Source organism: Streptomyces sp. NPDC051569, from assembly GCF_044454085.1.
In the GTDB taxonomy this organism is placed as follows: domain Bacteria; phylum Actinomycetota; class Actinomycetes; order Streptomycetales; family Streptomycetaceae; genus Streptomyces.
On the sequence record NZ_JBITDJ010000007.1, the window covers coordinates 61,569 to 85,271 of the forward strand.

General features: G+C 71.8%; 24 protein-coding genes and 2 pseudogenes. 17 read left to right on the forward strand and 9 right to left on the reverse strand.

Features of this window, described 5'->3' with window-relative positions:
* Together ACIBAE_RS13835 and ACIBAE_RS13840 are read left to right on the forward strand one after the other, a co-directional pair.
* Positions 1–310 (forward strand): annotated as a pseudogene (locus tag ACIBAE_RS13835) (MMPL family transporter); the annotation flags it as partial.
* Positions 311–402: 92 nt separating this feature from the next.
* Positions 403–612 (forward strand): annotated as a pseudogene (locus tag ACIBAE_RS13840) (ATP-binding protein); the annotation flags it as partial.
* Here the strand turns inward: ACIBAE_RS13840 and ACIBAE_RS13845 are convergent.
* Together ACIBAE_RS13845 and ACIBAE_RS13850 are read right to left on the reverse strand one after the other, a co-directional pair.
* Positions 600–1,088, reverse strand: a complete 489-nt coding sequence (locus ACIBAE_RS13845) for an NUDIX hydrolase (protein ID WP_399284770.1) — start codon at positions 1,086–1,088, stop codon at positions 600–602. The pseudogene ACIBAE_RS13840 and the gene ACIBAE_RS13845 sit on opposite strands and share 13 nt — an antisense overlap.
* A 317-nt stretch (positions 1,089–1,405) precedes the next feature.
* A complete protein-coding gene (locus ACIBAE_RS13850; RefSeq protein ID WP_399284771.1) occupies positions 1,406–2,836 on the reverse strand; it encodes a dihydrolipoyl dehydrogenase family protein in 1,431 nt (476 codons plus the stop codon).
* A 127-nt stretch (positions 2,837–2,963) separates the two neighbouring features.
* Between ACIBAE_RS13850 and trxA the strand changes: the two genes are divergently transcribed.
* On the forward strand, positions 2,964–3,347 hold the full coding sequence (trxA, locus tag ACIBAE_RS13855; protein ID WP_399284773.1) for a thioredoxin: 384 nt from the start codon (positions 2,964–2,966) through the stop codon (positions 3,345–3,347).
* 28 nt (positions 3,348–3,375) lie between these two features.
* Here trxA and ACIBAE_RS13860 read toward each other — a convergent pair whose 3' ends face one another.
* Positions 3,376–4,560, reverse strand: a complete 1,185-nt coding sequence (locus ACIBAE_RS13860) for a thiolase family protein (RefSeq protein ID WP_399284775.1) — start codon at positions 4,558–4,560, stop codon at positions 3,376–3,378.
* 190 nt (positions 4,561–4,750) lie between these two features.
* Positions 4,751–5,014 (reverse strand): hypothetical protein, encoded by a 264-nt coding sequence (locus tag ACIBAE_RS13865; RefSeq protein ID WP_399284776.1) that lies wholly within the window; start codon positions 5,012–5,014, stop codon positions 4,751–4,753.
* Positions 5,015–5,203: 189 nt separating this feature from the next.
* Between ACIBAE_RS13865 and ACIBAE_RS13870 the strand changes: the two genes are divergently transcribed.
* The gene (locus ACIBAE_RS13870; RefSeq protein ID WP_399284777.1) at positions 5,204–5,668 is read left to right on the forward strand and encodes a type II toxin-antitoxin system PemK/MazF family toxin; all 465 of its coding nucleotides are present in this window, start codon (positions 5,204–5,206) and stop codon (positions 5,666–5,668) included.
* A gap of 120 nt (positions 5,669–5,788) precedes the next feature.
* On the opposite strand, the gene ACIBAE_RS13875 is transcribed toward ACIBAE_RS13870, so the two are convergent.
* On the reverse strand, positions 5,789–6,649 hold the full coding sequence (locus ACIBAE_RS13875) for a TIGR02452 family protein (protein WP_399284779.1): 861 nt from the start codon (positions 6,647–6,649) through the stop codon (positions 5,789–5,791).
* A gap of 171 nt (positions 6,650–6,820) precedes the next feature.
* Between ACIBAE_RS13875 and egtA the strand changes: the two genes are divergently transcribed.
* Genes egtA through egtD form a run of 4 tightly spaced genes read left to right on the forward strand, consistent with a single transcriptional unit; the run spans position 6,821 to position 11,155 of the window.
* A complete protein-coding gene (egtA, locus tag ACIBAE_RS13880) occupies positions 6,821–8,095 on the forward strand; it encodes an ergothioneine biosynthesis glutamate--cysteine ligase EgtA (RefSeq protein WP_399284780.1) in 1,275 nt (424 codons plus the stop codon).
* Positions 8,092–9,441: an ergothioneine biosynthesis protein EgtB gene (gene egtB, locus ACIBAE_RS13885; protein ID WP_399284782.1), complete on the forward strand. Its 1,350-nt coding sequence runs from the start codon at positions 8,092–8,094 to the stop codon at positions 9,439–9,441. Before egtA ends, egtB begins: the two co-directional genes overlap by 4 nt.
* Complete coding sequence (egtC, locus tag ACIBAE_RS13890) at positions 9,441–10,196, forward strand: ergothioneine biosynthesis protein EgtC (RefSeq protein ID WP_399284783.1); 756 nt, start codon at positions 9,441–9,443, stop codon at positions 10,194–10,196. The genes egtB and egtC overlap by 1 nt, the downstream gene beginning before the upstream one ends.
* Positions 10,193–11,155 carry an L-histidine N(alpha)-methyltransferase gene (gene egtD, locus ACIBAE_RS13895; protein WP_399284785.1) on the forward strand — a complete coding sequence of 321 codons (963 nt, stop codon included), beginning with the start codon at positions 10,193–10,195 and terminating at the stop codon, positions 11,153–11,155. Before egtC ends, egtD begins: the two co-directional genes overlap by 4 nt.
* Here the strand turns inward: egtD and ACIBAE_RS13900 are convergent.
* The 4 genes from ACIBAE_RS13900 to ACIBAE_RS13915 form a co-directional block, all read right to left on the reverse strand.
* Positions 11,050–11,997: a lysophospholipid acyltransferase family protein gene (locus ACIBAE_RS13900; RefSeq protein ID WP_399284787.1), complete on the reverse strand. Its 948-nt coding sequence runs from the start codon at positions 11,995–11,997 to the stop codon at positions 11,050–11,052. The genes egtD and ACIBAE_RS13900 overlap by 106 nt on opposite strands.
* Complete coding sequence (locus ACIBAE_RS13905; protein WP_399284789.1) at positions 11,994–12,776, reverse strand: GNAT family N-acetyltransferase; 783 nt, start codon at positions 12,774–12,776, stop codon at positions 11,994–11,996. The genes ACIBAE_RS13900 and ACIBAE_RS13905 overlap by 4 nt, the downstream gene beginning before the upstream one ends.
* Positions 12,777–13,271: 495 nt before the next feature.
* Positions 13,272–14,525 carry an extracellular solute-binding protein gene (locus tag ACIBAE_RS13910; protein WP_399285046.1) on the reverse strand — a complete coding sequence of 418 codons (1,254 nt, stop codon included), beginning with the start codon at positions 14,523–14,525 and terminating at the stop codon, positions 13,272–13,274.
* 246 nt (positions 14,526–14,771) lie between these two features.
* A complete protein-coding gene (locus ACIBAE_RS13915; protein ID WP_399284791.1) occupies positions 14,772–15,470 on the reverse strand; it encodes a GntR family transcriptional regulator in 699 nt (232 codons plus the stop codon).
* Between the two features lie 316 nt (positions 15,471–15,786).
* On the opposite strand from ACIBAE_RS13915, the gene ACIBAE_RS13920 reads away from it, so the two are divergent.
* The 9 genes from ACIBAE_RS13920 to ACIBAE_RS13960 all read left to right on the forward strand — a co-directional run bounded on the left by ACIBAE_RS13920 (position 15,787) and on the right by ACIBAE_RS13960 (position 23,671).
* The gene (locus tag ACIBAE_RS13920) at positions 15,787–16,134 is read left to right on the forward strand and encodes a Dabb family protein (RefSeq protein ID WP_399284793.1); all 348 of its coding nucleotides are present in this window, start codon (positions 15,787–15,789) and stop codon (positions 16,132–16,134) included.
* Positions 16,118–17,242 (forward strand): zinc-binding dehydrogenase, encoded by a 1,125-nt coding sequence (locus tag ACIBAE_RS13925; RefSeq protein ID WP_399284795.1) that lies wholly within the window; start codon positions 16,118–16,120, stop codon positions 17,240–17,242. The genes ACIBAE_RS13920 and ACIBAE_RS13925 overlap by 17 nt, the downstream gene beginning before the upstream one ends.
* Positions 17,239–18,672 carry an amidohydrolase family protein gene (locus ACIBAE_RS13930; RefSeq protein ID WP_399284797.1) on the forward strand — a complete coding sequence of 478 codons (1,434 nt, stop codon included), beginning with the start codon at positions 17,239–17,241 and terminating at the stop codon, positions 18,670–18,672. Before ACIBAE_RS13925 ends, ACIBAE_RS13930 begins: the two co-directional genes overlap by 4 nt.
* A gap of 163 nt (positions 18,673–18,835) precedes the next feature.
* Positions 18,836–19,762 carry a VOC family protein gene (locus ACIBAE_RS13935; RefSeq protein WP_399284799.1) on the forward strand — a complete coding sequence of 309 codons (927 nt, stop codon included), beginning with the start codon at positions 18,836–18,838 and terminating at the stop codon, positions 19,760–19,762.
* A gap of 141 nt (positions 19,763–19,903) precedes the next feature.
* A complete protein-coding gene (locus tag ACIBAE_RS13940) occupies positions 19,904–20,740 on the forward strand; it encodes a fumarylacetoacetate hydrolase family protein (RefSeq protein ID WP_399284801.1) in 837 nt (278 codons plus the stop codon).
* A 90-nt stretch (positions 20,741–20,830) separates the two neighbouring features.
* Complete coding sequence (locus ACIBAE_RS13945; RefSeq protein ID WP_399284803.1) at positions 20,831–21,586, forward strand: CoA transferase subunit A; 756 nt, start codon at positions 20,831–20,833, stop codon at positions 21,584–21,586.
* Complete coding sequence (locus tag ACIBAE_RS13950) at positions 21,586–22,236, forward strand: CoA transferase subunit B (protein ID WP_399284805.1); 651 nt, start codon at positions 21,586–21,588, stop codon at positions 22,234–22,236. Before ACIBAE_RS13945 ends, ACIBAE_RS13950 begins: the two co-directional genes overlap by 1 nt.
* Positions 22,237–22,361: 125 nt before the next feature.
* A complete protein-coding gene (locus ACIBAE_RS13955; RefSeq protein WP_399284807.1) occupies positions 22,362–22,577 on the forward strand; it encodes a dodecin in 216 nt (71 codons plus the stop codon).
* 59 nt (positions 22,578–22,636) lie between these two features.
* Positions 22,637–23,671 carry an LLM class flavin-dependent oxidoreductase gene (locus ACIBAE_RS13960; RefSeq protein WP_399284809.1) on the forward strand — a complete coding sequence of 345 codons (1,035 nt, stop codon included), beginning with the start codon at positions 22,637–22,639 and terminating at the stop codon, positions 23,669–23,671.
* The last annotated feature ends 32 nt before the right edge of the window (positions 23,672–23,703 follow it).

A 23,703-nucleotide genomic window follows, 5' to 3' on the forward strand; every position in this document is an offset into this window, starting at 1 on the left:
CGGCGCTGCGGCGCTGCGGCGCTGCGGCGCTGCGGCGCTGCGGCGCTGCGGCGCTGCGGCGCTGCGGCGCTGCGGCGCTGCGGCGCTGCGGCGCTATCGAAAGCCACGTTTCCGAGAAAGCTCCCAGCGCTCCGGAACCGCGTCGACGTCGATCTCCTTGCCGGGCACCGAGGCACAGAAGGCGTTCGACCTGTTGGAGGACCGCTTCCCGGCCGCCAACGCGGAGAACGCCGGCGCACGCGTGGTGCTGCGCGCCCCCGGCGAGGACAACCTCGGTAAGTCACACCGGGCCGATGTCGAGGGGCGCTGAATCAGCTGCGGGCCTCCTCCGGCGAAGTGGCTTCGGTCAGCGACCCGTTCACGACGAAGACCGTCAACCAGGATGGCCCCACCGCCTACGACGACCCGGTCTCGCTCTCCAGCAATGGGCGGATCGAGGGCTTCACGAATCCGAACGCCGTCTTGGCCGGGATCATCGGTATGGGCAGGTCCGCGCCGGCCAAGTCGGTGGCCACCCGGGCGAACGCCCATGGCTATCGGGTCTACGTTCCCTGCGATCCCAAGGGAGGGTGGACGGCGATCGCGCAGGCGCGCGGCGGTTACAGCATCGCTCGATATCGGTCGAATGCCTCGCGGGCATCCGGGACGAACTCGGAACGGCGGACGATCTCTTCGAGTTCGGTCTCTGTCAGCCAGTCGAACCAGGCGACTTCCTGGGGGTCAGGTTGAACTGGTGCTGTGATCACGGCTTCATGAAGGCCCAGCCAGTAGGGGCTGATCACACCGTCGCACAGGAACTTGAGCACGAAGCGGGGATCAGCGTGGACCCCGAGCTCCTCCGCCAGTTCCCTGGCCGCGGCTTCCTCGTACGACTCGCCGACGTCGACGGCGCCACCGAGCATCCAGTTGAACTGCCCCGGGAAGCGGGATACATCGTCCGGGCGACGGTGTACGAGGATCCGTCCATCGCCGCTGCGGCACACGATTGTCGCGATGCGGTGCGGCCAGCGCTCCCGAATTGCCTCTCCACGGTCGACGACCGCCACGACGTGGTCCTGTTCATCGACCCGCTCCACCAGTTCACCCATGGGACACACGATCGCAGGGGCCTCTCCCGGGGCCACGTTCGGCTGTCTGCACCACTGAGCTTGTTCCGCTGTGACGGACACCAAATCGACCCGGACAGATGACACATCCAGAGGACATCCTCCTGTGTGCGGCGACGTGGCTCTGTGGGGTTCGCTCGCCGCCGCCGGCTACGGGTTCTGGGACGCGACCACGGCCTCCCTGGTTCTGGACCTCTTCCTCCCGTTGGCCGTCCCGGCGGTGGCCGTGCCGTTGTCCCGCCGCCGGCCGGAAGCCGCCGTCGTGCTTGTCAACGGGCTGTGCGGGCCGCCGTCCGTCCCTAACCGCGGTACGTCTCCAGCAGCCGCAGCCAGATCTCGCTGATCGTCGGATAGGCCGGGACGGCGTGCCACAGGCGGTCGACGGGGACCTCGCCGACGACCGCGATCGTGGCGGACTGGAGCATCTCTCCGACGGCCGGGCCGACGAAGGTGACGCCGCGCAGGATCTCGCGGTCGAGGTCGACGATCATGCGGGCGCGGCCTCGGTAGCCGTCGGCGTAGAGGCTCGCTCCCGCGACGGCGCCCAGGTCGTAGTCGACCGCGCGGACACGGTGGCCGGCCGCTTCGGCCTCGGCGAGGCTCAGGCCGACCGAGGCGACCTCCGGGTCGGTGAAGACGACCTGCGGGACGGCCGCGTGGTCGGCGGTGGCGGCGTGGGCGCCCCACGGGTCGGTCTCCAGTACGGGTACGCCCGCGGCCCTGGCCGCGATGGCGGCGCCCGCGATCCGGCCCTGGTACTTGCCCTGGTGGGTGAGGAGGGCGCGGTGGTTCACGTCGCCGACCGCGTAGAGCCAGTCGCTGCCCTCGACCCGGCAGCTGTCGTCGACCGTGAGCCAGGAGCCCGCTTCGAGGCCGACCGACTCCATGCCGAGGTCGTCCGTGCGCGGCGCGCGGCCGGTGGCGAAGAGCACCTCGTCGGCCTCGATCCGCTCGCCGCCGTCCAGCACGACCGTCACGGGGCCGGTGCCTCCGTCGCGTTCGACCGCGCTGACCGAGACACCCGTACGGACGGTGGCGCCCGCTTCCGTCAGTGCCTCGGCGACCAGCTCACCGGCGAAGGGCTCCATCTTCGGCAGCAGGCCGCCGCCCCGGACGAGCAGCGTGACCTCGGAGCCGAGCGCCCGCCACGCGGTGGCCATCTCCACGCCCACGACTCCCCCGCCGACCACCACCAGCCGGTCCGGGACCTGCTGGGAGCTGGTCGCCTCCCGGCTCGTCCAGGGGCTGGCGCCGGCGAGTCCCGGCAGGTCGGGAAGGAGGGCCCGGCTGCCCGTGCAGACGGCGACGGCGTGACGCGCGGTCAGTGTCCGCCGCTCGCCACCGGCGCCGGTGACGGTGACCTTCTTCGTCCCGTCCAGCCGCCCGTGTCCCCGGTGGATATGGGCACCGAGGCCGTCGAGCCAGGCGACCTGGCCGTCGTCCTTCCAGTGCGAGGTGAACGCGTCGCGGTTGGCGAGCACGGCCGGGGCGTCGAGCGGCCCCCGCACGGACCGGCGCAGGCCCGGCACGCGGCGGGCCTCCGCGCGCGCGATGGCCGGGCGCAGCAGGGCCTTGCTGGGCATGCAGGCCCAGTAGGAACACTCGCCGCCGATCAGTTCGCTCTCCACGACCGCCACGCTCAGCCCGGCGGCCCTGGCCCGGTCGGCGACGTTCTCCCCGACCGGTCCCGCGCCCAGCACCACCACGTCGTACTCCATCGCTTCCGTCATGCGATCAGTCTTGTACGGGCCGCCGCACATGGCCACACGATCGCGGGGAACGGGCGAGGAATACCGCGGTGGCGCACACCGTTCCACCAGGCGGCTTCACCCGCAGACGAGGAAGAGGTATCAGGCAATGGCCACGATGGAACTCACCAAGGAGAACTTCGACCGGACCGTGTCGGAGAACGACTTCGTCCTGATCGACTTCTGGGCTTCCTGGTGCGGTCCGTGCCGTCAGTTCGCCCCGGTCTACGAGAAGGCCTCGGAGCGTCACGGGGACCTGGTCTTCGCCAAGGTCGACACGGAGGCGCAGCAGGAGCTGGCGGCCGCGTTCGAGATCACCTCGATTCCCACGCTGATGATCGTCCGGGACAATGTCGCGATCTTCGCCCAGCCCGGCGCGCTGCCCGAGGCGGCCCTGGAGGACGTGATCGGCCAGGCGCGCGCGCTGGACATGGACGACGTGCGCAAGTCGGTCGCCGAGGCGGACGCCAAGGCGGCCGGGGACGCCGGCTGAGGTCTTCGGGCGGCGGCCGGACGGGCCGTCAGCGTTCGAGGACGAGCGCGAGGCCCTGACCCACGCCGATACAGAGCGCCGCGACACCCGTACCGGAGCCCGCCGCGGCGAGTTGATGGGCGACCGACCCGGCGAGGCGAGCGCCGGAGGCACCCAGGGGGTGGCCCAGGGCGATGGCTCCGCCGCGCGGGTTGACCAGGGCCGGGTCGAGGTCGGGCCATGCGGCCAGGCAGCCCAGCGCCTGTGCGGCGAACGCCTCGTTGAGTTCGAACGTGGTGAGGTCGGCGAAGGTGCGGCCGGCCTTGCCGAGGGCGCGCTGGACCGCCTCCACCGGGCCGAGGCCGAAGAGCTGCGGCTCGATGCCGGTGACCGCTGAGGCCCTGATCCGGGCGAGCGGTTCCCGGCCGGTCTCGCGCAGCCCGGCCTCGTCCACGAGGAGCAGGGCGGCGGCGCCGTCGTTGAGGGGTGAGGCGTTCCCGGCCGTCACCGTCCCGTCGGTACGGAAGGCCGGACGCAGCCGGGCGAGGGCCTCCATCGAGGTGTTGTCGCGGACGCATTCGTCGCGGGTCAGCTCCGCACCGTCGTACGGGACGACCTCGACGTCGTAGAGTCCCGAGGCCCACGCCCCGGCGGCCTTGCGGTGGCTGGCGAGCGCGAAGGCGTCCTGCTCCACGCGGCTGATGGCGTGCTTGTCCGCGATGAGTTCGGCGCCCTCGCCGAGCGCGACGGTCCATTCGGCGGGCATCTCCGGGTTGGTCATCCGCCAGCCCAGGGTGGTCGAGTGGAGCTGCTCGTGCCCGGCCGGGAAGGCGCGTTCCGGTTTCCGCATGACCCAGGGCGCCCGCGACATCGACTCGACACCGCCCGCCACGACGACGGAGGCGTCGCCGAGGGCGACCGCGCGGGCGGCCTGGATGACGGCTTCGAGGCCGGAGCCGCAGAGACGGTTGACGGTCACTCCCGGCACGGAGACCGGCAGTCCGGCCAGCAGGACCGCCATGCGGGCCACGTCGCGGTTGTCCTCGCCCGCGCCGTTCGCGTCCCCGAGGACCACGTCGTCGATCCTGGCCGGATCGAGGTCCGGCGAGCGTCCCACGAGTGACCGCACCACGTGGGCGGCGAGGTCGTCGGGGCGTACGGAGGAGAGGGCGCCCCCGAATTTCCCGATCGGGGTGCGGACGGCGTCGACGATGTAGACGTCGCGAATGCTCATCGGATCTCCGGCTTCTCTCCCGCGCCCCGCCGGCGCGGCGCGGCGCTTCCGGTGAACGTTGGTTCACCAGGTGGAGCCGAGTCTCTGCCGCGCGCCGATCGCTGTCAACGGGCGTCAGCGGCGGACGCGCCGAGGAGGCCGAGGGGCGGGGCCCAGGGAGCGAGGTGTCGACGGCGCGGGGGGCAGGCCGTCAGGCCACCGGTACGTCCACCACGCGCACCGACAGGCCGTAGTCCACTTCGTAGCCGTCGATCAGCAGTCCTTCGACCGTGCGCGTCTCCGGGTCGATGTCGGCCACCATGCCGTTGCCCGCGTAGCGCGGGTAGCCGGACTCTCCCGTGTCGCCGGTGGCCTCGACGACGGCCGAGCGCAGGGCGTGCGACGACGCGAACGTGCCGTCGTGGCCCTCGGGGGCGACCAGCAGGATCTCGAAGCGCTGCGGAACGGTAGTCATGCGGCGACGGTAGCCACCCTCCGGTGCCCGCGCATGTCGCCGGCCGCGCCCCGGGGGTCTGCGGCGCGTACCGCGTCCCCATCTCACCCCATCGCCCCCGAAGGCGCCCCCGAAGGACATGCGGGACCGCGCGTCTCGTACCGCGACCCGCTCCGCGCGCCGGATCGGGCAGGTTCTAACGTCATGCGCATGACCTTCTCTCCCAGCACGCACGACCACGCCGACGAAGACCTGCCCGGCCGGAGCGGGCCGACCGCGACGACCGAGGCCGAGGCCCGCCGGGCGGGCCCGGTCCGCACCTCGTACGCCCCGGAGCACGACGGCGACCCCGACCCCGGCGAGATCGTCTGGACCTGGGTGCCCTTCGAGGAGAACGACGGCCGGGGCAAGGACCGTCCGGTACTGGTGGTCGCCCGGGAGGCGGCCGGCACGCTGCTCGCCGTACAGCTGTCCAGCAAGCGCCACGACCGCGACCGGGAGTGGGTGCCGCTCGGGGTGGGGCCGTGGGACCGCGCGGGCCGCGAGTCCTGGGTGGCCGTCGACCGGGTGCTGCGGGTCCACGAGAAAGGCATGCGGCGCGAGGCGTGCGCCCTGGACCGGGGACGCTTCAACCTGGTCGTGAACCGGCTCAAGGAGCTGTACGGCTGGAGCTGATGCCGCGACCGGCGATACGCCTGTGCGACGGGGGCGACGCTCGCGGGGAGCGGCACGGGACGCCCTGGTGACCGCCCCCCGGCCGCCTCACGGCGGCCTCACGGCGGCCGGGGGGCGGGCCTACGGCTGGAGCTGCCCGGCGAAGGCCAGCCGGAACGCGCCGAGCGTGGTCGCGCCCGCCGTCCGGTCCAGTACGGCGAAGACCACCTCGTCGAAGTGGCCCGCGAACCGTCCGACGCCGGTGAGCAGCGCCCGGAAGGCGTCCGCGACCCGCGCCGGGTCGTTGCCGAAGACCCCGCAGCCCCAGGCGCCCAGCACCAGCCGCCGGTAACCGCACGCCGCGGCCGTCTCCAGTACCCGTTCGGCGCGGGCGGCGAGAACGGCGGGGATCCGGTGGACCGCGCCGGGCGCGTTCCGCGCGATCACCCCCGCGTTCGGCGCGGGCGAGGTGAGGAAGCCGACGTGGAACGGGGTGCCGAGCAGCCGGCCCCGGTCGTCGCGGAAGACCGGCACGCCCGGTGAGTGGATCACCCGGTCGGTGTAGAACACGTCCCGGTCCGCGCGGTGGTGCGCGTAGAACCCTGGCGCGCGCAACAGCGTGGCGTACAGGGCGGAGGCCCGGCAGAGCGCCTCCTCCTGGGCCTGCGCGCCGTTCAGGTACCCGCCGCCGGGGTTGCGCGCGGAGGCGAAGGCGAGGACGGCCACGGCGCCAGGACCGGCCATGGTCAAACGGGCCGCCGCCGCCAGACTGGACTCGCCGGTGACCTCGATGACCGTTGAGCGCTGCCTACCACTCTCCGTGTCCGGGCGGTCCGCGTCCGGGGTGACCGGCACCGGGTCGGGGCCGTACATCCGGGTTCCGGCCAGCGCCGCGTCCAGAGCCGGTCCGATCACCACCCGCCGGCCCTCCGGGCAGCGGTAGCTCCCCGTTCGGACGATCTCCTCGGTTTCCTTCGCGATCCCCCGCAAGCGCGCACTCATGCTCCGCATCGTGCGTCACGGGTGTCGCGCCGGGCAAACGGATTACTGATGAAAAGGTGACCGTAAGGGCACTCTTGTGCGTAGCGGCACGAGTGGCTTTAGGTTGGACGAAGCGCTCCCCCCGACCCCGGGGCGGAGTCCGGTCACGGTCTTCGACAGGAGGATCCGGCCATGCCATCCGACGTGTTCAGCGACGACGGATCAGCGATCGGCGAGGACGAGGCCGAGCACCTGGTGCACGGCATCTGTTTCAAGACGGGTCCACCGCGCACCGTGGGCGTCGAACTCGAATGGCTCGTCCATGATCTGCGATCCCCCGAACGACCGGTCCCGGCCCACCGCCTCAGAGAGGCGTTCGACGGCCTGCGGACCCTGCGCCTGACATCGTCACTCACCTTCGAACCCGGCGGTCAGCTGGAGCTCAGCTCGCAGCCCGCCGCGTCATTGATGGAGTGCGTGACCTCCACCGCCGCCGACCTGGACGCCGTACGCGGCGCGCTGCGTACGGCGGGACTCCGGCTCACCGGCCTCGGCCAGGACCCCTGGCACACCCCGCACCGGATGCTGCGTGAGCCGCGCTACGACGCGATGGAGACCTACCTGGACCGGATCGGTCCGGCCGGGCGGGCCATGATGCGGACGACGGCCTCCATCCAGGTCTGCCTGGACGCGGGGCACGAGGAGCCGGGGCCGCTGGGCTACGGGCGGCGCTGGCAGCTCGCCCACCTGCTGGGCGCGGTGCTGGTCGCCGCGTTCGCCAATTCGCCCCTGCGCAACGGCGGGCGGACCGGCTGGCGCTCCACGCGGCAGGCGATGTGGGCTCAGCTGGACCCGGCGCGCACCGCCGCACCGCCCGCGCGGCGCGAGCCACGAGGCGCGTGGACCGCGCACGCGCTGGACGCTCCGGTGATGTGTATCCGGGCGGCCAAGGGGCCCTGGGCCGTGCCGGAGGGTCTGAGCTTCCGGGACTGGATCCGGTCGGGGCTGCCGCGGCCGCCGTCCCGTTCCGATCTCGCGTACCACCTCACCACGCTCTTCCCGCCGGTCCGGCCGCGCGGGCATCTGGAGTTGCGGATGATCGACGCGCAGCGCGGGGCGGACGGCTGGATGGTGCCGCTCGCCGTCACCACCGCGCTGTTCGACGATCCGGAGGCGTCGGAGACCGCCTACCGCACGGTCAAGGCACTCGCCGAGACCGCGGGGGCGCTGCCGGCGCCCCGCAATCAGCTCTGGGTCAACGCCGCGCGGCACGGCCTGGCCGATCCCGAGCTGCACGCCGCCGCGACGGCCTGTTTCGCCGTCGCCCAGGAAGCGCTTCCGCGCCTCGGTGCCACCCCGGCTGTGCGGGAAGCGGTCGCGGCCTTCAACGACCGCTATGTCCTGCGGGGCCGCTGCCCCGCCGACGATCTGCGCGCCCCCGTCACCGGGAAGGATCTCCTCTCATGACCGACCAGCCCGACGAGGCGACCGATGCCCGGACGACCGCGACTCCCGACGTACCCACCGAACAGCTCAGGCGGCGCGCCGTCGAGTCCCTGACGGCGGCCCGGGACCGTACCGCTCTGCTGACCTCCTGTGTCGACGACCACGATCTGACCGCGCAGCACTCGCCCCTGATGTCGCCGCTGGTCTGGGATCTGGCGCACATCGGCAATCAGGAGGAGCAGTGGCTGCTGCGGACCGTCGGCGGCCGCGCCGCGATCCGCCCCGAGATCGACTCGGTGTACGACGCGTTCGAGCATCCGCGGTCCGCACGGCCCACGCTGCCGCTGCTGCCGCCCGCCGAGGCGCGGGCGTACGCCTCCGACGTACGGGGCCGGGTCCTGGACGTCATCGAACGCAGCCCGCTGCACGGCGGTCCGCTGCTGGACGCGGGGTTCGCGTTCGGGATGATCGCCCAGCACGAGCAGCAGCACGACGAGACGATGCTCATCACGCACCAGTTGCGGCGGGGCCCGGCCGCGCTGACCGCTCCCCCGCCACCGGCCGGCGACACCCGGGGGCTGCCCGCCGAAGTCCTCGTCCCGGCCGGGTCGTTCATGATGGGCACGTCCTCGGAGCCCTGGGCGCTGGACAACGAACGCCCGGCGCACCAGCGGCTCGTCCCGGCCTTCTTCATCGACACCGTGCCGGTGACCAACGGCGACTACCAGCACTTCATCGACGACGGCGGCTACACGGACGAGCGGTGGTGGGCCCCCGAGGGCTGGGACCAGATCCGCGAGCACGGCATCGGCGCGCCGCTGTTCTGGCGGCGGGAGGGCGGCCAGTGGCTGCGCCGCCGCTTCGGCGCGCCGGAGCCGGTCCCGGCGGACGAACCGGTGCTGCATGTGAGCTGGTACGAGGCCGACGCGTACGCCCGCTGGGCGGGGCGGCGGCTGCCCACCGAGGAGGAGTGGGAGAAGGCCGCCCGGCACGATCCCGTCTCCGGGCGCTCGCTGCGCCATCCGTGGGGTGACGAGGACCCGACCGAGGAGCGGGCCAATCTCGGCCAGCGCCATCTCCAGCCGGCCCCCGCCGGAAGCTATCCCGAGGGCGCGTCGCCGCTCGGCGTGCGGCAGTTGCTCGGGGATGTCTGGGAGTGGACGTCGAGTGACTTCCTGCCCTATCCGGGCTTCGTGGCCTTTCCGTACCGCGAGTACTCCGAGGTGTTCTTCGGCGGTGCGCACAAGGTGCTGCGGGGCGGGTCGTTCGCGGTGGACCCGGTCGCCTGTCGCGGGACGTTCCGCAACTGGGACCTGCCGGTCCGCCGTCAGATCTTCTCCGGCTTCCGTACCGCCAGGGATCTCTGATGTGCCGTCATATCGCTTACCTGGGACCCCCTGTGGCGATGGGCGAGCTGCTGATCGCACCGCCGCACGCGCTGTACCGGCAGTCGTGGGCGCCGCGCCGGCAGCACCACGGGACCGTCAACGCGGACGGCTTCGGGGTCGGCTGGTACGCCGAGGGTGATCCGGTGCCCGCGCGGTACCGGCGCCCCGGCCCCATCTGGGCCGACCTCGGCCTCACCGATCTGGCCCGGGTGATCCGTACCGGAGCGCTGCTCGCGGCGGTACGGGACGCCACCGTGCCGGGCGCCGACGGTGAGGCGGCCGCGGCGCCCTTCGCCGCCGGTCCGTGGCTGTTCAGCCACAACGGCTCGGTCGGCGGCTGGCCCGGGAGCCTCGCGGAACTGGCGACGACGCTCCCCGCCGGGGAACTGCTGTCCCTGGCGGCCCGCAACGATTCCGCGCTGGTGTGGGCGCTGCTGCTGCACCGGCTGCGGGCCGGGGATTCGCTCGGCGAGGCCCTGTCCGGCACCGTCCTCGACGTGGCGGCCGCCGCCCCCGCGTCCCGGCTCAATCTGCTGGTCACCGACGGCGAGCGCATCGCGGCGACCGCCTGGGGCGACACGCTCTGGTATCTCGCCGGGCCGGGCAGCGGTTCCGTGGTGGCCTCCGAGCCGTACGACGACGATCCGCGCTGGCGCGAAGTCCCCGACCGCAGTCTGCTGGTGGTGACCCGCACCGACGTGTCGCTCTCTCCCCTCAAGGAGCCCCCCGCGTGAGCCCGTACCTGCTGACCCGCACCCTGCCCGAGAACGCCACCGGCGCCGCGCTGCGCGCCGATGTGCTCCAGGGGCTGACCCGTACACCGAGGATGCTGCCGCCCAAGTGGTTCTACGACGCCCGGGGCAGCGAACTGTTCGAGGAGATCACCCGGCTGCCGGAGTACTACCCGACCCGCGCGGAGCGGGAGATCCTGATCGCCCGCGCCTCGGAGATCGCGGCGTCGACCGGGGCGCGCACCCTGATCGAGCTGGGGTCCGGCTCCTCCGAGAAGACCCGTCATCTGCTCGACGCGCTGACCGGGCTGCACAGTTACGTGCCGGTCGACGTGAGCGAGAGCGCGCTGGCCGGGGCCGCCGAAGGGCTGCTGGCGGAGCATCCGGCGCTCCAGGTGCACGCGCTGATCGCCGATTTCACCGCCGGTCTCGAACTGCCGGACACGCCGGGCCCCCGGCTGGTCGCGTTCCTGGGCGGGACGGTCGGCAATCTGCTGCCCGCCGAGCGCGCGGCCTTCCTGTCGTCGGTGCGGGCGCTGCTGGCGCCGGGCGACGCGCTGCTGCTCGGAACGGATCTGGTGAAGGACGGGTCCGTACTGGTCAAGGCCTACGACGACGCGGCCGGAGTGACGGCCGCGTTCAACAAGAACGTCCTCACGGTCATCAACCGGGAGCTCGGCGCGGACTTCGAGCTGGACGATTTCGACCATGTGGCCCGCTGGGATCCGGAGCGGGAGTGGATCGAGATGCGGCTGCGGGCGCGCCGGGCCCTGACCGTCAAGGTCCGCGAACTGGATCTGGTGGCGCACTTCGAGGCCGGCGAGGAGGTGCGTACGGAGGTGTCGGCGAAATTCCGTCAGGAGGGTGTGCGCGCCGAACTGGCATCTGCGGGAATGACGTTGACGCACTGGTGGACCGACGAGGCGGGACGCTTCGCGCTGTCGCTCGCGACGGTGGTCTGAGCGGCGGTCCGGGCAGCGGGGGTCTGAGCGGCGGTCCGGGCGACGGCGGTCCGGGCGACGGTTTTCTCCGCCGCCCGGGCCAGCGCGCGGCGGTCGGTGTGGCGCCCGGCGGGGATCAGCGGCAGGACCGTGATCTCCGCGGTGAGCCCGCCGGCCGCCGCCACCCGCCACAGGGAGGCGGGCAGGGTGTCGTCCCCGACGAACGCCGGGGCGCCCGAGAGCCGCCCGTCCGGTGCGCGGAAGGCGAGGTGTACGGGCCTGACGGCCGTGCCCGCGTCCAGTGCGGCCTGGAAGACGGCCGTGGTGAACCGGCCCTGTTCGCGCCCGCACCAGGTGACCGCCTCGGGAAAGACGACCACCCGCGAACCGGCGCTCAGCGCGGCGCTGAGCGACCGTACGGTGCCGGGCAGCGCCCGCAGCCGCTCGCGCTCCACGAACAGCGTGCCGCCCCGGGCGGCCAGCGCGCCCAGCACCGGCCAGCGCCGTATCTCGCTCTTGGCCAGCATCCGGCCCGGGAGGACCGCGGCCAGCAGCGGTATGTCCAGCCAGGAGATGTGGTTGGCGACGACAAGCACCCCGGGCCCCCGGCGCGGCTCCGGCTCCCCGGTCACCCGGACCCGCAGGCCGAAGGCCCGGAGCACCGTCCGTGCCCAGCGCCGGGTCAGCCGGTCCCGTACCGTCGCGCCGAGCAGTGCCACGAGCGGTGTCAGCAGCACTCCGGCCAGGACGACGGCGATCCCCGTCACCAGCCGGACGCCCGCGGCCGCCGCCCCGGCCCTGGGACCGTCGTGTGTGCCGCAGTCCTGCGGGGTGCAGGGCGCGGCGGGCAGCCAGGCGCTCACGCGCCCGGCGCGAGGGAGAGGAAGTGCCGCAGGTAGCGGGGGTTGGCGCGGCGCATCGACAGCAGTACGTACAGGTCGGCGACGCCGAACTCCGGGTCGTGCGCGGGCGCTCCGCAGACCCAGGCGCCGAGCCGGAGGTAACCGCGCAGCAGCGGCGGCAGTTCGGACGGGGTCGCGGCGGCGGCGCTCACCGGGGTCCAGAGGCGGTGCGGGGTCACCCAGTACTCCTCGGGGGCGAGGTGGTTGTCCTTGACAGTGTTCCAGGTCGCGGATGCCAGGGCGCCGCCGTCGGCGAGCGGGATGGAGCAGCAGCCCGCCAGCCACTCGTACCCGCCGACGGTCATGTAGCGGGCGAGCCCGGCCCAGATGAGGGCGATGACAGCGCCGGTGCGGTGCAGGGGGTGGACGCAGGAACGGCCGACCTCCACCAGGTCGTGGCGGACCGGGCCGAGCCGGGAGAGGTCGAATTCGCTGTCGGAGTAGATCCGTCCGGCGGCGCGGGCGCGGTCGGGCGGCAGCAGCCGGTACGTTCCGACGACCTCACCGGTGCGCTCCTCCCGCACCAGCAGGTGGTCGCAGTAGGCGTCGAAGGCGTCGATGTCCAGGCCGGGCTCGGGGCTGTCGAGCCTGGCCCCCATCTCTCCGGCGAAGACCAGGTGACGCAGCCGCTGCGCGGCCCGTATGTCCTCCTGGTCGCGGGCGAGGGAGACCACATAGCGGGGCTCGGCGCCGGGGGCGGTGGTGGGGGCGGTGAGCGGAGCGGGGGCGATGAGGGACATGGCTGACTCCTGTGCCGGTGGGAGAGGCAGGGGCCGGGGCTCACGCTGCCGCGTGGCCCGACACCCTGTTTCTTCCGTGGCCGGCTGGATTCGACATGACCGCATGGCGGAGAGCGGATGTGGGGCGGCTGAATGGCCGGGACGGCCTGCCCCCCCGGGGGGCGCCGGGCGGCAGGCGGGCGGGCCACGGCCGACACGATCTCCCGAGCCACCCGGCGGACCGGCCCGCCCCGCACCCGGCCCGAACCACCCCCGGCAGCACGCCCCGGCCCGGACGGCCGGGCCCGGCACCATGCCCGGACCGTGCCCGGCAGTGAGCGATCGGGCCACGGGCTGACGCGAAGTCCCCGTGGCCGGCAGTGAGCGATCGGGGCACGGGCTGACGCCAAGTCACCCGTCACCGTACGGCGGAACGGCACGGGGCACGGCGGGCACGGCGGGGACGGCGGGAAGGGCCGGCCCCCAGGGTGTTCGGCGCCCCGCGCGGCGCGTGGCTCAGCCGGAGGCGAGCGCCGCCGAGATGCGCTGCGCGGCGGCCTTCGCCTCCTCCTCCGGGTCCTTGCCCTCCAGCACGGCCGTCATGTACGGCTTGATCGGGTTGTCGGCCTCCACACTCGCCCACTGCGGTGAGTTCGGGGTGGCCCGGCCCTGTGCCGCGCCGGCGGCCATCGCCGCCGTGCTCTCGTCGCCGCCGATGACCCCGGCGAGGGACGCCTTGTTCGGTACGTAGCTCATGGTCCTGGCGAGATCGGTCTGCCATTTCTGGCCCGCCAGCGCCGTGACGACCTCGACGGCGGCCGAGTGGTGGCTCGACTTCTTCGGCACGATCAGGTCGGATCCGCCGGTGAACACGGCACCGGGCTTGTCCGCGGTCTTGCCGGGGATGGGGAAGAAGCCGAGCTTTCCCTTGAGTTCGGGATTGCGCTCCTCGATGATCCGCGCCGCGTTGGGGGTGCTGATGATCTGGGCGATGTCGCCCTTGGCGAAGAGTTCGGCCTGCGGGGGCTTCGCCTCGTCGGAGTTCTTCGGCCCGTCGCCCAGCGACTGCAGGTCCTTGTAGAAGGCCATGCCCTTGAGCGCTGCGGGCGAGTCGATGGCGCCCTGGAATTCGCCGCCCGCTTCGACGGCGAGTTCGCCGTGCTCGTCCCAGATGAAGCCGGCGAGGGTGTACCAGTCCTGGCCCGCGAGATAGATGCCCTGGTTGTCGCCGCGGTTCAGCTTCTCGGTGTCCGCCAGCCACTGCTGGCGGGTTTTCGGCGGCTTCTTGATCCCGGCGAGCGCGAACAGGTCCTTGTTGTAGATCACGATCCGGTTGGCCGCGTACCAGGGGATGCCGAACTGCGCGCCGTTGATGCTGCCCGGATCGGCGAGGCCCGGCAGCCAGTCCTCGCTGCCCAGGTCCCGTACCGATTCCAGGGTGAGGTCGCGCAGATTCCTGGTCTCCGCGTACTGGGCGACCTGGGTGTTGCCGACCTCGATCACGTCCGGTGTGTCGTCACCCGCCAGTGCGCCGAGCACCTTCTGCCCGATCCCGGTCCACTCCTGGATCTTGATGTCCAGCTCGACGGACGGGTGTTCCTTCTCGTAGTCGGTGACGAAGCGCTTGAGGAAGTCGTCCGAGACGCTGTCCTTCATCAGCCAGACGGTGACCGTGGTGGTGCCGCCACCCCCGCCCGGCAACATGCCGCAACCGCCGAGCGCGACGGAGGACACAAGAGCCATGGAACAGATGAGGCAGCGGTTCTTCACGTAGGTCAACCTTCTGGCGTGGCGGCACGAAGTGAGAACCCGACGTGGGGGAGCGAACATCGTTCGCACGGGTGTGTGGGATTTTGGCCCCGCCCCCGGGGACGGTCAAGTTGAGCCGGTGACGGGAGGGGCGACGGGGGACGAAGCCCGGCGAAAGAAGCGGATTTTTCTGCAGAAAAGGTCAGTTGAAGCCCGTCGCCGGCGTCTCGCCTGCCGGTGAGCCGAATCGGGCGAGGGCGCGGCCCGTCAGGAGGCGTCGGCGGCGTCGGTCCGCTCCGCTTCCCGGGCGAACGCGAGCAGCAGCCGGGTCGTATGGGAGATGTGCCGGCGGAGCCGGTCGGAGGCCAGCCCGGCATCCCGCGCGACAGCGGCTTCCATGAGTTCGCGATGGTCCGCGGCGAGATCCCGGTCCGGTTCGCTACCCATGCTGACCGACCAGCGGCGGTACAACTCGGCCTCACCGCGCAACTGCTGGGCGAGGGAGAGCAGCCTGCCGTTCCGGCAGCCGGCGAGCAGGGCCAGGTGGAAGTGCGCGTGCGCGGCCGACCAGCCCTCCGTGACCTGCGGCGGTTCCCCTTCGGCGATGAGCGGGGTCCGTTCCAGCACGTGATGCGCTGCCACGACCTCGGACTCCCAGCGCATGTCGCCGTCCTGGACGGAACGCCGGAAGACCAGCGCCTCGATCTCCAGGCGTGCGTCGGTCAGCTCGATGAGGTCGGCCTGGGTCAGCGGCCTGACCTGGTACCCGTGCCGTGGCTGGGCAAGGACGAAGCCTTCCGAGGTCAGCCGGGTCAGCGCCTCGCGGGCCGCGCCCACGCTGACCCCGTACCGCTCCCCCAACTCCGGGAATTTCAGGCGGCTGCCGGGCGCCAGCCGACCGGACAGGATGTCGGCGCGCAGGCTCTCGTAGACCGCCTCGACGCGTGTCTGGGTTCCCCTCGTCACCTCGCCATCGTAGCCATACCGCGGCGGCTCGTCGACTTTACCGCAAACTTTCGAAAGAGCATTGACTACTCGAAAAACTCTGCGTAACACTCGCCCTACCACCCGAAGAGACCGGGCCGGTCCTGAGGATGCGAGCCGCGCGGTGGCGGCGACCGCCGGCATGCCCGGCGGAAGTCGTCCGATCCCCGCACCGGAACCACGCACCGGAACCACGCGTGCCGCGGAGCGGACCGGACAGCGACTGTCCCGTGCTCGTGACTCGGGGGTGTCCGCGGAGGAAAAGCGTCCGCGGAAGGCAGGAGAGGGCAGAGATTTCATGATTCTTCATACGGTCACGTTCACGTGGAAAGACGGCGTTCCCGAGTCGTCCGTCGAAGCACTGACGCGTGAACTCAAGGAAATGGCGTCGAAACTCCACATGCTCCGTTTCTACAGCTGCGGCCGGAATCTGCGTCTGCGGCCGGGCGGCGCCGACTTCGCGGTCGTCTCGGCCGTCGACGACGCCGAGAGCCTGCACGCGTACCTCGATCACCCCGCGCATGTCGCGGTGTTGCGCACATGGACCGACCACATGATCGCGGACCGTCAGGCCGTGCAGATCGAGATACCGCACCTCCCCGGTCACACCACCCAAGGAATCGTGGACGATGTATCCGATCGGTGAGGCGACGGTCATGAAAGCGGCCGTTTTCCACGGTCCGCTCGATCTGCGGATCGAGGATGTCGCCATTCCCGAACCCGGCGCCGGTGAGGTTCTCGTCAGAGTCTCCGCCGCCGGAATCTGCGGGAGCGACGCGGCGGAATACGCCCATGGACCGCACATGATCCGGCCGGACGCCGACGGCGGCTTTCCTCCCGTCGTGCTGGGACACGAGTTCGTCGGCACCGTGGCCCGGACGGGTACGGGGGTCGAGGGCCTGGTCCCCGGGGCGACGGTCGTCTGCGGCGCGGGGGTGTCGTGCGGCGACTGCCGGATGTGCCGGGCCGGACGCACCAACCTGTGCCGCTCATACCACACCGTCGGCTACCACCGCGACGGAGGCATGGCCCAGTACGCCGCCGTGCCGGCCGGCATTCTCCACGACGTCTCGGACTCGGGGCTGTCCACCGACACGCTGGCACTGGCCCAGCCGCTGGCCGTCGCGGTGCACTCCGTCCGGCGCAGCGGTCTGCGCTCCGGCCAGGACGCCGTGGTCGTCGGAGCCGGCGGGATCGGCGCCTTCCTGACGTACGTCGCCGCCGCCACCGGGGCGCGGGTCCTGGTGATCGATCTCAACAAGGACCGTCTGCGGCTGGCCCGGGATCTGGGTGCCACCGCCGTGGCGCTCGCCGGTGAGGCGCCGCTCGCCGAACAGCTCGCGGAGCTCGGGTTCGATCCGGACGTGCTCTTCGAGGTGAGCGGTTCCGCGCAGGGCCTGGAGGCGATTCTCGGGGTCGCGCGCCCCGGAGCCGTGATCGTCCCGGTCGGGCTGCAGAAGAAGACGTACCCGGCCGACCTGTTGGCCTGGACCCTTCGGGAGTACACGGTGGTGGGCACCGTCGCCCACGTCTTCGCCGAGGACATCCCCGAAGCGGTACGCCTTCTCGCGGCGCGTGCGGCGACCGTGGGGTGGGACGACATCGCCGAAGACGTCATCCCGCTCTCCGAACTCCTCGCCGACGGCCTCCTACCCCTGTCGCAGGGAAATCCCCGCCAGATCAAGACCATTGTCGATCCGTGGACCGACACCGGCCGACCGGCCGACCATCGCGTGTCAAAGGGGACACAGTGAGAATTCTGATCAGCCAGGCCGCAGTGGTGACCATGGACGCGGAGCTCGGTGATTTCGAGCGCGCCGACATCCTCATCGAGGACGGCGGGATCGTCGCCGTGGCGCCACGGCTCGACGTGACCGACGCGGAGATCATCGACGCGTCGGAGATGATCGCGATGCCCGGCATGGTGGACACCCACCGCCACACCTGGCAGACGCAGCTGCGGGGCATTCTCGCCGACGGCAACATCCCCGACTATCTGCGGGGCGTACGGCTCCAGATGGCGCCGCTGTACCGTCCGGAGGACATGTACGTCGGCAATTATCTGGGGGCACTCGACGCCATCAACTCCGGCGTCACCTCGATCGTCGACTACTGCCACAACATCATGACGCCGGACGGCGCCCACGCGGCCGTCACCGGTCTGCTGGACGCGGGAATCCGCGGCCTCTACGGTCACGGCCTGACGCCGGTCACCAGCAACACGTGGTCCGAGGGGGCGGGCGGCCAGGCCGGCACGGCGGACCTCGGCGGGCTGGAGGCGCGCGCCCGCCTCGCGAAGGAGATCCGCGACACCTACTTCGCCTCGGACCGGCAGCCGCTCCAGTTCGGGATCGCGCCGCAGGAACTGCCCATCGCGCCCGCCGAGGAGGTGGCCCTCGAATTCAAGCTCGCCAGGGAGCTCGGCGCGCGCATCACGATGCACGCGAACCAGCTCGCGGTCCGGCAGCTCTTCAAGGACGTCGAAGTCCTCAACGACTACGGCCTGCTGGGTCCGGACCTGCTCCTCGTGCACTGCACCTTCAACACTCCGGAGGAGTGGGAGATGCTGCGCGGCACCGGGACGATGGTCTCGGTGTGTGCCGAGACCGAGATGCAGATGGGCATGGGCTACCCCGCCATCAGCGAGGTCACCGCGTACACGCCCGGCCCCAGCCTCGGGATCGACTGCGTGAGCGGCGACAGCGGGGACATGCTCTCGCACGGCCGGCTCGTGCTTCAGGCGACGCGATGGCGCGGTGACCAGCCGGGCTACGAGAAGCTGATCGCCCCGCAGGTCATGAGGTGGAGGACCCGCGACGCGCTGTCCTGGCTGACCGTGAACGGGGCCGCGGCCGCCGGGGTGGACCGCTTCGCCGGCACCCTCACGCCCGGCAAGCGCGCCGACGTCGTGCTCCTCGACATGAGCGGCGTCAGCCAGGCCGGCTGGAACCGCCGTGACCCGGCCGGTGCGATCATCTCGCAGACCAACTCCGGCAACGTGGACACCGTCCTCATCGACGGCCGCATCGTCAAGCGGGGAGGGCGGCTGACGCACGTGGACGTCGACGCGGCCCTGCGGCGGATGCGCGACTCCCACGACTACCTGTACGAACAGATGGACCGCAAGGGCGGCTTCATCCCCCAGCCGCCGGTCGCCATTCCGCTCTACAGCGACCGCGCCTGACGCGAGGGGCCTCCCGGGACGTCCGGGGACGGGCCGGACCACCACGGCCGTCCCGTTCCCGCGCCCGCGCCCCTCCGCACCCGCGGCCCCCGCCCGCTCCCGCGTTCCCCTCCACGCCCGGGCGCCACCCGCCTGCCCTCCGACGGACGAAGGAGTCCCCGTCATGGCACTGCACCGCTTGATCTCCCTCACCATGGGCGTGCCCAACGTCGCCGAGACAGCCGCCTATTACGCCGATTTCGGGCTCGTCCCGGACCAGGAGGGGTGGTTCACCACCCGGGACGGGGGGCGCCAGCTACGGATCGTGGCGGCCCCGACCCGGCGGCTGGTGGAGGTACGCGTGGGGGTCGACGATCCGGACGACCTCGCGGCGGCCGCCGCCCGTCTGCGGCGGCTCGGCGTACCCGCCGAGCTCGGTTCCGGCACGCTGACCGCCTACGACCGCCCCACGGGCGTACGCGCCGTGCTGGAGGTCTCGCCGCGTCCGGTGTACGCCCCCGTGCCGGCCACCCCGTACAACGGGCCCGGCCGGACCGAACGCGCCGGGACGCGTGCTCCCGGCATCTCGCGTGCCGAGCCCGTACGGCCGCACAAGCTCGGGCACGCGGTCGTCGGCACCACCGACTTCACCGCCACCACGGCGTTCTTCCGGGACGGTCTCGGGTTCAAGGCCAGTGACTACATCGCGGACCACGGGGCCTTCCTGCGCTGCTCGACGGACCATCACAACATCCTGGTCATGGCCGCGCCCGTCGCCTTCCTCCATCACACCTCCTGGCAGGTCGACGACGTCGACGACGTGGGGCGCGGCGCCACCGCGATGCTGGAGGACCACCCCGAGCGGCACGTATGGGGCCTGGGACGGCACCACGCGGGCTCCAACTTCTTCTGGTACCTCAAGGACCCGGCCGGCAATTTCGCCGAGTACTACTCCGACATGGACTGCGTCGTCGACGACCAGCTGTGGACACCGGAGACGCTCGAAGGCGCCAAGGGCCTGTTCAACTGGGGTCCCCCGCCGCCGCCGTCCTTCCTGCACCCGGAGGACCTCGCGGCGCTGATGACCGGCAGTCACAGCCAGGGGGGATGACGCGGGCATCCGGAGCGGGGCGAGGATTCGAATATCCTCAAACTTTCGAAACTTTCTTGATTTCTCGAATGCCTGGATCTATAACTGGACTGTGCCCTGCGGCTCGGCAGGGCACGGTGATGACCCGTGAGGGAGCGTGGGATGCGAACTGCGAATGTGGCCGGCCGGTTGGTCCTGCGGAAGGACGACGGCTGGATCGATGTCGAGCGCGCCAGTGGTGGCCGGTTCGCCGCGGAGCCGCAGGAGATCTTCGAACGGTGGGACGAGTTCCAGGCGTGGGCGGAGGGGGCCGAAGGGCCCTCGGTCGCGGTGGACGAGTCCGACCTGCTGTCACCCGTCCCGAGCCCGCGCCAGATCCTGGCCGTCGGGCTGAACTACCGTGACCACGCCGACGAATCCGGCTTCGCCGTTCCTGAGACGCCGCCCGTCTTCACGAAGTTCGTCTCGTCGGTGACCGGTCCGTACGGCGACATCACGCTGCCCGACGGCAGCGTCGACTGGGAGGTCGAGCTGGTCGCGGTCATCGGGCGCCATGCCTGGCAGGTCAGCCGGGACGAGGCGTGGGAGCACGTCGCCGGGCTGACCGTCGGCCAGGACCTCTCGGAGCGGGAGCTCCAGCTCTCCGGCCCCGTACCGCAGTTCAGCCTCGGCAAGTCCCACCCGGGCTTCGCCCCGCTGGGACCCTGCCTGGTCACCCCGGACGAGTTCGGGAACCGCGACGATCTCGAACTGGGCTGCTCGGTCAACGGCGAAGAGGTGCAGAAGGGCCGCACCTCGCAGCTGATCTTCTCGGTACCCGACCTCATCGCGCGCCTCTCCGGGGTGCTGCCGCTGCTGCCTGGTGACGTGATCTTCACAGGCACCCCGGCCGGTGTGGGGATGGGGCGCACCCCGAAGCGCTTCCTGGCCGACGGTGACGAACTCGTCAGCCACGTCGAGGGAATCGGCACCCTGCGCCACCGCCTGGTCCGCGCCTGACGAGTACACCGGAAGACCGTGGGGCCCGGTCACGGGCCCCACGGCCCGTGACACCGGCCGCAGGGCACCGCCATGAAGGGAAGACAACGCGTGGACAAGGTCGTGGAGTCCGCCGCTGACGCGGTACGCGACATCGGGGACGGAGCCACCCTCGCCGTAGGCGGCTTCGGTCTCAGCGGCATCCCCGGCGTGCTGATCCAGGCACTGCACGAACAGGGGGCCTCGTCGCTGGAAGTGGTCTCCAACAATTGCGGCGTCGACGGCAAGGGGCTGGGCATTCTGCTCGGGGCCGGCCGGATCACCCGCGTGACCGCCTCGTACGTCGGCGAGAACAAGGAATTCGCCCGCCAGTACCTGGCCGGGGAGGTCGAGGTCGAATTCGTCCCTCAGGGCACCCTCGCCGAACGGCTGCGCTCCGGCGGCTGCGGCATCCGCGCCTTCTTCACGCCCGCCGGTGTGGGGACTCAGGTCGCCGAGGGCGGGCTGCCGTGGCGCTACGCCCCGGACGGCGGTGTCGACATCGCCTCACCGCCCAAGGAGACACGGCTCTTCGGCGATCACGCCCATGTGCTGGAGTACGCCATCACCACCGACTTCGCGCTGGTCCGCGCGGCGAAGGGCGACCGGCACGGCAACCTCGTGTTCCACCGCTCGGCCCGGAACTTCAATCCGCTCGCGGCCATGGCCGGAGGGGTCACGGTCGCCGAGGTCGAGGAACTCGTCGAACCGGGCGCCCTGGACCCCGACGAGATACACCTGCCCGGGATCTTCGTCCAACGGGTCCTGCCGCTGACTCCGGGGCAGGCCGCGGCCAAGGAGATCGAGAAGAGAACGGTGCGGCACTGATGGCGTGGAGCAGGGAAGAGATGGCCGCCCGGGCGGCGGTGGAGCTGCCGGACGGCGCCTACGTCAACCTCGGGATCGGTCTGCCCACCCTGGTGCCGAACTTCCTCCCGCCCGGGGTGGACGTGGTGCTCCAGTCCGAGAACGGAATCCTCGGGGTCGGACCGTATCCCGCCCCCGACCAGGTCGATCCCGACCTGGTCAACGCGGGCAAGGAGACCGTCACCGTCCTGCCCGGCGCCTCGTTCTTCGACTCCGCCCTGTCCTTCGGGATGATCCGGGGCGGTCACATCGACGCGGCCGTCCTGGGCGGGATGCAGGTCTCCGCACGAGGGGACCTGGCGAACTGGACGATCCCGGGAAAGATGATCAAAGGCATGGGCGGTGCCATGGACCTGGTGCACGGCGCCCGCAGGGTGATCGTGCTGATGGAGCACACCGCCAGGGACGGTTCCCCCAAGCTCGTCGCCGCGTGCACGCTGCCCCTGACCGGTACGTCCTGCGTCGACCGCGTCATCACGGACCTCGGTGTCCTGGACGTGACGCCGGACGGATTCACGCTGGTCGAGACCGCGCCCGGGGTCACGGCCGACGACGTCGTCCACCGGACGAGCGCCCCGGTGCGGATCGCCCCCGGGTTCATCCCCGGGTGACCCGGGGATCAGGACCGGGGACGCGCCCCGGGCGCACCGCCTCGCGGAGTCCGGCTCGCTGGGGCACGGTGGAGTGAGGCCGCGGCTCCTGCGGCTCCGTGACACGTGAAGAGGAGAGCGACCCCATGTCGAACCACACCTATCGGGTCACCGAGATCGTCGGCACCTCGCACGAAGGCGTCGACGACGCCATCCGCAAGGGCATCAGCCGTGCCTCCGAGACGCTCCGGGGCCTGGACTGGTTCGAGGTGACCCAGGTGCGCGGCCATCTCACCGACGGGGAGATCGAGCACTACCAGGTCGGCCTGAAGGTCGGTTTCCGGCTCGACGCGGACGAGTGACCCGTCGTCCGGCGGGCCGCTCCGGGGAATCCTGAAGCGGCCACGGCGTTGACACCGTTGTGAGCGATACAGCGACGATCCCGTTCTCCGTGCTCGACCGGTCCCGCACCCGTCAGGGGCAGGACGGCCCGCAGGCGCTGCGGGACACCGTGCGGTTCGCCCAGCAGATCGAGGCGCTGGGGTACCACCGCTTCTGGGTCTCGGAGCACCACAGCGTGCCGGGGGTCGCCGGCTCCGCGCCGACCGTACTCGCGGCCGCCGTGGCCGCCGCGACCTCGGCGATCCGGGTCGGTACCGGCGGAGTCATGCTGCCCAATCACCAACCGCTCGTCGTCGCCGAGCAGTTCGGGGTGCTGGAGGCACTGTTCCCGGGCCGGATCGACATGGGTCTGGGGCGCTCGGTCGGTTTCACCGACGGGATACGCAAGGCGCTCGGGCGGGACAAGCGGGACGCCGACGACTTCCCCGGGCAGCTCACCGAACTGCTCGGCTACTTCACCGGCACCCAGAGCGCGCATCCGCAGGTCCACGCCCATCCCGCGGAGGGGCTGCGGGTGCCGCCGTTCGTCCTCGCCACCGGGAAGGGCGCGCGGGTCGCGGCCGAGGCCGGGCTGCCGCTGGTCATCGCGGCCGTGCGCGGCGAGGACGTGATGCTGCGGGCGATCGAGGACTACCGGGGGAATTTCCGGCCCTCCGGCTGGGGCGAGCGGCCGTACGTGGTGGTGTCCGGCACGATCGCGGTCGCGGCCACCACCGAGGAGGCCCGCCGCCTGCTGCTCCCGGAGGCCTGGTCGAGCGCGTACTCGCGCACCCACGGCGCGTTCCCGGCGCTCGCGTCCGTCGAGAGCGTCCTGGCCACCGACATGACGGAACGCGAGCGCGCGCTGTTCGAGGAGGGTCAGCGGGGGCACCTGTACGGCACCGGGGAGGAGGTCGCGGACGGTCTCGGGAAGCTGCTGGCGCGCTCCGCGGCCGACGAGTACCTGGTCACGACGAGTACGTACGACCGGGGCGCGCTGCTGGACTCGTACCGGCGGCTGGCGGCTCTCACCGGGCTCGGCGGGCCCTCCGTCTCCGGCACCGGCGGCGCGTAACATCAGGCTGTTCGTCCCGCTTTCCGCCGGCC

Excerpts from the sequence above, each read along its gene's own strand:
- ACIBAE_RS13920 (WP_399284793.1), top strand. The coding sequence starts at position 15,787 with ATGATTCTTCATACGGTCACGTTCACGTGGAAAGACGGCGTTCCCGAG.
- egtB (WP_399284782.1), top strand. The coding sequence starts at position 8,092 with ATGACCGACCAGCCCGACGAGGCGACCGATGCCCGGACGACCGCGACT.
- egtC (WP_399284783.1), top strand. The coding sequence starts at position 9,441 with ATGTGCCGTCATATCGCTTACCTGGGACCCCCTGTGGCGATGGGCGAG.
- trxA (WP_399284773.1), top strand. The coding sequence starts at position 2,964 with ATGGCCACGATGGAACTCACCAAGGAGAACTTCGACCGGACCGTGTCG.
- ACIBAE_RS13875 (WP_399284779.1), bottom strand. The coding sequence starts at position 6,649 with ATGAGTGCGCGCTTGCGGGGGATCGCGAAGGAAACCGAGGAGATCGTC.
- ACIBAE_RS13860 (WP_399284775.1), bottom strand. The coding sequence starts at position 4,560 with ATGAGCATTCGCGACGTCTACATCGTCGACGCCGTCCGCACCCCGATC.
- ACIBAE_RS13940 (WP_399284801.1), top strand. The coding sequence starts at position 19,904 with ATGCGAACTGCGAATGTGGCCGGCCGGTTGGTCCTGCGGAAGGACGAC.
- egtA (WP_399284780.1), top strand. The coding sequence starts at position 6,821 with ATGCCATCCGACGTGTTCAGCGACGACGGATCAGCGATCGGCGAGGAC.
- ACIBAE_RS13935 (WP_399284799.1), top strand. The coding sequence starts at position 18,836 with ATGGCACTGCACCGCTTGATCTCCCTCACCATGGGCGTGCCCAACGTC.
- ACIBAE_RS13925 (WP_399284795.1), top strand. The coding sequence starts at position 16,118 with ATGTATCCGATCGGTGAGGCGACGGTCATGAAAGCGGCCGTTTTCCAC.
- ACIBAE_RS13870 (WP_399284777.1), top strand. The coding sequence starts at position 5,204 with ATGACCTTCTCTCCCAGCACGCACGACCACGCCGACGAAGACCTGCCC.
- ACIBAE_RS13845 (WP_399284770.1), bottom strand. The coding sequence starts at position 1,088 with ATGGGTGAACTGGTGGAGCGGGTCGATGAACAGGACCACGTCGTGGCG.
- ACIBAE_RS13905 (WP_399284789.1), bottom strand. The coding sequence starts at position 12,776 with ATGTCCCTCATCGCCCCCGCTCCGCTCACCGCCCCCACCACCGCCCCC.
- ACIBAE_RS13850 (WP_399284771.1), bottom strand. The coding sequence starts at position 2,836 with ATGACGGAAGCGATGGAGTACGACGTGGTGGTGCTGGGCGCGGGACCG.
- ACIBAE_RS13955 (WP_399284807.1), top strand. The coding sequence starts at position 22,362 with ATGTCGAACCACACCTATCGGGTCACCGAGATCGTCGGCACCTCGCAC.
- ACIBAE_RS13950 (WP_399284805.1), top strand. The coding sequence starts at position 21,586 with ATGGCGTGGAGCAGGGAAGAGATGGCCGCCCGGGCGGCGGTGGAGCTG.
- ACIBAE_RS13865 (WP_399284776.1), bottom strand. The coding sequence starts at position 5,014 with ATGACTACCGTTCCGCAGCGCTTCGAGATCCTGCTGGTCGCCCCCGAG.